The sequence below is a fragment of the Polaromonas sp. P3_C2 genome (genome assembly GCF_056402675.1).
The window spans coordinates 1-1379 of the sequence record NZ_JBFUGX010000906.1; the positions used below are offsets into that span (position 1 = coordinate 1).

The 1379-nt window shown below is 62.8% G+C and carries 3 protein-coding genes; all 3 read left to right on the forward strand.

Annotated elements, in window-relative coordinates; genetic code table 11:
• Nucleotides 1–404 (forward strand): Rossmann-fold NAD(P)-binding domain-containing protein (locus AC1DWI_RS23240; RefSeq protein ID WP_477725925.1); only part of this gene is annotated, 404 nt, incomplete at its 5' end.
• An 81-nt stretch (nucleotides 405–485) separates the two neighbouring features.
• Entirely contained in the window at nucleotides 486–812 is a 327-nt protein-coding gene (locus AC1DWI_RS23245) for an NAD(P) transhydrogenase subunit alpha part 2 (protein ID WP_011485418.1), read from the forward strand.
• Nucleotides 809–1379, forward strand: a 571-nt coding sequence (locus AC1DWI_RS23250; RefSeq protein WP_477725926.1) for an NAD(P)(+) transhydrogenase (Re/Si-specific) subunit beta, incomplete at its 3' end; no start/stop codon positions are given. The genes AC1DWI_RS23245 and AC1DWI_RS23250, both read left to right, overlap by 4 nt.

A 1379-nucleotide genomic window follows, 5' to 3' on the forward strand; every position in this document is an offset into this window, starting at 1 on the left:
GGCTCGAGCGGCAAAAGGCCGAAGTCGCCAAGCGCGTGGCGCAAGCCGACGTGGTCATCACCACAGCCTTGATCCCGGGCCGCCCGGCGCCGGTGCTGGTCACCGAAGACATGGTCAAGGCCATGAAGCCCGGCAGCGTGATCGTCGACCTGGCCGCACCTCAAGGCGGCAACTGCCCGCTGACCGAACCCGGCAAGACCGTGGTCAAGCACGGCGTGACGCTGATCGGCCAGACCAACGTACCGGCCCTTGTCGCGGCGGATGCCAGCGCGCTCTATGCCCGCAACCTGCTCGACTTCCTCAAGCTCATCATCACCAAGGAAGGCACGCTCAATGTCGACCTGGAAGACGACATCGTCGCAGCCTGCCTGATGACGCAGGGCGGCGAGGTCAAGAAGAAGTAACCCGTTCGGGACTCATCGGATCAATTGGATTTAATCGGACAAGCCGGGCTCACGCCCGCGTAGTCCCTCACGGAGAAGACCATGGATGCAGTGTCACCCACCATCATCAACCTGATTATTTTTGTGCTGGCCATCTACGTGGGTTACCACGTGGTGTGGACCGTCACGCCGGCGTTGCACACACCGCTGATGGCGGTGACCAATGCGATTTCGGCCATCGTGATCGTGGGCGCGATGCTCGCGGCCGCACTGACCGAAACACCACTGGGCAAAACCATGGGCGTGCTGGCCGTGGCGCTGGCGGCCGTCAACATCTTCGGCGGCTTTCTGGTGACGCGCCGGATGCTGGAGATGTTCCGCAAGAAAGAAAAAAAAGTCGCCGCGCCCGCTGAAGGAGCCGCCAAATGAGCATGAATCTCGTCACGCTGCTGTACCTGGTAGCCTCCGTTTGCTTCATTCAGGCGCTCAAGGGCCTGTCACACCCTACCAGCTCAATCCGCGGCAACCTGTTCGGCATGGCCGGCATGGCGATTGCCGCGCTGACCACGGCGGCGCTGATTGTCGAGATCTCGGGCGGCAAGGCCCTCGGCATGGGTTACGTTCTGTTGGGCCTGGTGGTCGGCGGAGGCTATGGCGCCTGGCGCGCCAAGACGGTCGAAATGACCAAGATGCCCGAGCTGGTGGCGTTCTTTCACAGCATGATCGGTTTGGCTGCGGTCTTTATCGCTGTGGCCGCCGTTGCCGAGCCATACGCTTTTGGCATCGCCGCCAAAGGCAACCCCATCCCCACCGGCAACCGGCTGGAGCTGTTTCTCGGCGCCGCCATTGGCGCCATCACCTTCAGCGGCTCGGTGATCGCCTTCGGCAAACTGTCGGGCACTTACAAGTTCCGCCTGTTCCAGGGCGCACCTGTGCAGTTTGCCGGCCAGCACAAGCTGAACCTGGTGCTGGGCCTGGTGACCATCGGCCTGGGGC

Coding starts and splice junctions, on each gene's coding strand:
- AC1DWI_RS23245 (WP_011485418.1), top strand. CDS start 486: ATGGATGCAGTGTCACCCACCATCATCAACCTGATTATTTTTGTGCTG.